The organism is Mycobacterium sp. (genome assembly GCF_035653355.1).
Classification (GTDB): Bacteria; Actinomycetota; Actinomycetes; order Mycobacteriales; family Mycobacteriaceae; genus Mycobacterium.
On record NZ_DASRBZ010000320.1, the window covers coordinates 1 to 3,454 of the forward strand.

At 66.3% G+C, this 3,454-nt stretch carries 4 protein-coding genes; 1 reads left to right on the top strand and 3 read right to left on the bottom strand.

The window, feature by feature from the left end; all coding sequences use genetic code 11:
- On the top strand, positions 1–554 hold a 554-nt coding region (locus tag VFA16_RS11175), incomplete at its 5' end, for an LLM class flavin-dependent oxidoreductase (protein ID WP_324967867.1).
- Positions 555–568: 14 nt separating this feature from the next.
- Here VFA16_RS11175 and VFA16_RS11180 read toward each other — a convergent pair.
- From VFA16_RS11180 to VFA16_RS11190, 3 genes are all read right to left on the bottom strand, one after another.
- Positions 569–1,846 (bottom strand): serine hydrolase domain-containing protein, encoded by a 1,278-nt coding sequence (locus VFA16_RS11180; RefSeq protein WP_324967868.1) that lies wholly within the window; start codon positions 1,844–1,846, stop codon positions 569–571.
- A 250-nt stretch (positions 1,847–2,096) separates the two neighbouring features.
- A complete protein-coding gene (locus VFA16_RS11185; protein WP_324967870.1) occupies positions 2,097–2,237 on the bottom strand; it encodes a hypothetical protein in 141 nt (46 codons plus the stop codon).
- A gap of 145 nt (positions 2,238–2,382) precedes the next feature.
- Positions 2,383–3,454: glutamate synthase subunit beta (locus tag VFA16_RS11190; RefSeq protein ID WP_324967869.1), on the bottom strand; the 1,072-nt coding region annotated here is incomplete at its 5' end.

The following is a 3,454-nucleotide window of genomic DNA, read 5'->3' on the forward strand; positions in this document are numbered from 1 at the left end:
GGCGGCTCGAGCTGGGCATCGGCGCGGGCTGGAACGAGGAGGAATCCGGCGCCTACGGCATCGAACTGGGCAGCATCAAGGAACGCTTCGACCGCTTCGAGGAGGCGTGCGAGGTGCTGACCAGCCTGCTCAGCCAGGAGACCACCGACTTCGACGGCAAGTTCTACCAGCTCAAGGGCGCCCGTAATGAGCCCAAGGGGCCGCAGCGGCCGCACCCGCCGATCTGCATCGGCGGCAGTGGCGAAAAACGCACCCTGCGCATCACGGCCCGCTACGCCCAGCACTGGAACTTCGTCGGTGGCCCGCCCGAGGAATTCGCCCGCAAGCGCGACGTGCTGGCCGCGCACTGCGAAGACATCGGTCGCGACCCGAAAGAGATCATGCTCTCGGCGCACCTCATGCTGGGGCCCGACCGCAATTACGGACAGGTCATCGAGAACGCGGCTGGCTTGGCGGCCGAGGGTCTGGATCTGGGGATCGTGTACATCGCACCGCCGCATGACCCGGCGGTGCTGGAGCCGCTGGCCGAGGCGATCCGGGAATCCGGGCTGTAGCGCACAGCTGGCTGTCAGCGCCCTGTGCTGCGCGCGGGGTCCGGTTCCGGGTAGGGCGCACCGAATTGCGGCACGGGGTGTGCGCCGTGTTCATGTACGGCTGCGGCGGCCCGCCGCACCGGCAGGATCAGCGGCACGAAGAGGATTTGGTCGATCAAAACCGGCGTGATGAGCCGGTTGTGCACGAACGCGAACGAGGTCTTGGTGACGGGATCGGCCCAGCCGATGGTTCCGCCCAGCCCGGCGTGGCCGAATCCCCGCAACAGGCCGGGCACCGGCGAGCCGTGATAGCCGAGGTGAAAAGACATCGGGAACAACACATTCAGATCAGGCCGTAAGCTCAGCCGACCCGCCAGGCCGCGTGCCAAGTCCGAGGACAGCAACTGCTTTCCGTCGATACATCCCTCGTTGGCAAGCGCCCCATACATTTTGGCCAGCCCCTGCGCGGTCACCACAGCGTTGACCGACGGAATCTCACTGTCCAGGAACGGGGTATCGCCCTGGATCAGCGAAGTGATGCCCGGGACATACATTGCGCCCAAGCCGCCGGCGATCGGCATCTCGGTGAGTCGCGGCGCCAAGCGGTCGAACATCGGGTTGGCGCGGGTGCTCTGAGGAAACATGATCTGGGCGGCCTGCGTTGGAGCATCGGCTGGCGGGCGCCCAAGGTGGAGCCCGTCGGTGTTGAGCGGATATGCCAGTTCGGTGCGGATCAGTTCCCGCATGCCCATGCCCGTGATCGCGCGGGCCAGCCCGGATGCCAGCCATCCGTAGGTGAAAGCGTGATACGCCGAGCGTCCGGCAAGCCGACGATCGACGGGCGCCGCGGCCACCCGCTCTTCCATCAGGCGGTGATCCAACAACTCCTCTTTGTTGACACCCTTTAAGTGCGACAGCCCAGCCCGGTGCCCCATCATGTCGCGCACGGTGATTGCGGACTTGCCGTTGGCGCCGAACTCCGGCCAGTACTGTGCGACCGGCGCGTTGTAGGACAGCAGCCCTCGGTCGACGAGCCGGTGGAGGACCGTTGAGGGTAATCCCTTGCTGGCCGAGAAGACCATCGCGCCGGTATCGGCGGTCCACGGCCGGGTACCGTCCCGATCCGACCAGCCCGTCCACACGTCGACAACCGGCTGGCCGTCTACGTACACCGAAAGGGCGCCGCCGCCGAAACGAGGGCCGGGAAACAGCCTCGCGAAGGTGCGGACCGCGCAGCCGAAATGAGGATCGGCGGCGCCCTGTACGCCGTCCGGCAAGGCGGCATCGACTTCAAGAACAGCGGGGTCCGTCATGGAGGTCCAGTACCCGATCGCTAACCGGCCGCCATAGGGCACCAACGAGCGCGCATGAGAACGATGCTACCAATATGCGATAACCGCATTCTGCCATCGCCGCAGCCAAACGTCATTGGAGTTTGCGTGACAGGAGTCGACCGGAGTTAAGCCCCTTTTTGCGAGGTCTCGATCCGCACAAGTACAGATAACAACTTGATAAAGCTCAGCAAACGACCGACACCGACGCGACCGCCGAGCGCCGCCATCGTCAGACGCCGAAGCGCAGCAGCTCCTCGGCCGTCACCAGCCGCTCGTGCTTGGCGGGAAATTCGCGGCTCTTAACCGGGTGCCGAAACCATGACCAGGCGATTCGTCCCACCCGCGAGCGGGGTACCGGGTAGATGTGCACGGAAACCACTCCTGCAATCGGTCAACTGAACCGGGGTCTACGTTAGCGTAACGCCCACACCCGGCCATTAGACACCCCCCATGCTGGCAAACGGTGTAAGGCGCGCCGATCGATATTCGGCGTGTTGCCTATGTTACCAGAGTGACTAGCGTTGCGGTGCGGCGGTTGGCTTGATTGGCGCCGGCAGCGCGCTCTGGCCCATCAGATACCGGTCCACGGCCGCTGCGGCGGCCCGGCCCTCCGCAATCGCCCACACGATCAACGATTGACCGCGACCCATGTCGCCGGCAACGAACACCCCGGCCACCGAGGTCTCGAACTCGTTGCCGCGCGCGACGTTGCCGCGCTCGGTGAACTCGACCCCGAGGTCGGTGAGCAGTCCCGGTTTCTCGGGTCCGACGAAGCCCATCGCCAGCAACACCAGATCGGCTTCCAGTTCGAAATCGGAGCCCTCGACCTTGACGAACTTGCCGTCCTGCATGCGGACCTCATGCGCTTTCAGCGCGGTGACATGCCCATCGCGGCCCACGAACTCCTCGGTGTTGACCGAGAACACCCGCTCGCCGCCTTCTTCGTGCGCGGCCGACACTCGGTACATCAGCGGGTAGGTCGGCCACGGCGTCGACTCGGCGCGGGTGTCCGGCGGCCGCGGCATGATCTCGAACTGGTGCACGCTGATAGCGCCCTGCCGGTGCACGGTGCCCAAGCAGTCGGCGCCGGTGTCCCCGCCGCCGATGATGACGACCTTCTTGCCCTTGGCCGTGATCGGCGGCTCCCCGTCGGGACCCAGCACGTCATCGCCTTCCTGCACCCGGTTGGCCCACGGCAGGAATTCCATGGCCTGGTGAATCCCGTCCAAGTCACGGCCAGGAATGGGCAGATCGCGCCAGGCCGTCGCGCCACCGGCCAACACCACCGCGTCGAAGTCGGCGCGCAGCTGGTCGGCGCTGATGTCGACGCCGACGTTGACGCCGGCCCGAAACTCGGTGCCCTCGGCTTCCATCTGCGCCAGCCGGCGATTCAGATGGCGCTTTTCCATCTTGAACTCGGGGATGCCGTAGCGCAGCAGTCCGCCGATGCGGTCGGCCCGTTCGAACACCGTCACCGTGTGTCCGGCCCGGGTCAGCTGCTGTGCGGCAGCCAGCCCGGCCGGGCCGGACCCGATCACGGCCACCCGCTTGCCGGTCGAGCGGGCCGGCGGCACCGGCTTGACCCAG